The following is a 592-nucleotide window of genomic DNA, read 5'->3' as shown; positions in this document are numbered from 1 at the left end:
TGAAAGGGATATTAGCTATGAAAACGCAAGAGCGTCGGCAAGCTTGGCAGCAGCATATCGCTGCCTCAGAGGTATCGGACTTATCAGGTGCGGCTTTTTGTAAGCAGTATGATTTAAATTATGGACAGTTTAATTACTGGCGTAAAAAACTCCAGCAAACCACGCCCGTTGAACCGTCAGCTGGTTTTGCACGGGTGACAGCCCGGTCTGGTGCGCAGAGCTCTCTAAATGATGAACTTGGTCTTCATTTACCGAGCGGCATTCGTTTGTCTGGAGTTAATGCGGGCAACCTCGATGTTGTGTTAGCACTACTGAGGCAGTTGTAATGCAGATGCGCTATTTACGACCTTCGAAGCAGATGCCAGGCATCTATCTGTACCGTGCGCCCGTTGATTTTAGGAAGCAAGCCAACGGCTTGGCGCTGCTGGTCGAGCAAGAGCTCGGCCATAACCCCTTCAGCGGCGCGCTGTATGCGTTTACCAATCGCCAACGCAATAAAATCAAATGCGTGATGTGGGAAGACAACGGCTTTGTGATGTATTACAAAGCGCTGGCAGAAGAAAAATTCAAGTGGCCCAAGCCTGCCGATGAG

At 49.8% G+C, this 592-nt stretch carries 2 protein-coding genes; both read left to right on the top strand.

Annotated elements, in window-relative coordinates; all coding sequences use genetic code 11:
- Positions 1–326: IS66 family insertion sequence element accessory protein TnpA (gene tnpA / locus ACFQ1C_RS16150; protein WP_379559706.1), on the top strand; the 326-nt coding region annotated here is incomplete at its 5' end.
- Positions 326–592, top strand: a 267-nt coding sequence (gene tnpB / locus ACFQ1C_RS16145; RefSeq protein ID WP_379559705.1) for an IS66 family insertion sequence element accessory protein TnpB, incomplete at its 3' end; no start/stop codon positions are given. The genes tnpA and tnpB, both read left to right, overlap by 1 nt.

It is taken from the genome of Oceanisphaera ostreae, from assembly GCF_042676125.1.
Taxonomy (GTDB): Bacteria; Pseudomonadota; Gammaproteobacteria; order Enterobacterales; family Aeromonadaceae; genus Oceanimonas; species Oceanimonas ostreae.
The sequence above is the reverse complement of the archived record's forward strand: the minus strand, read 5'-3'. Positions and strand labels throughout refer to the sequence as shown.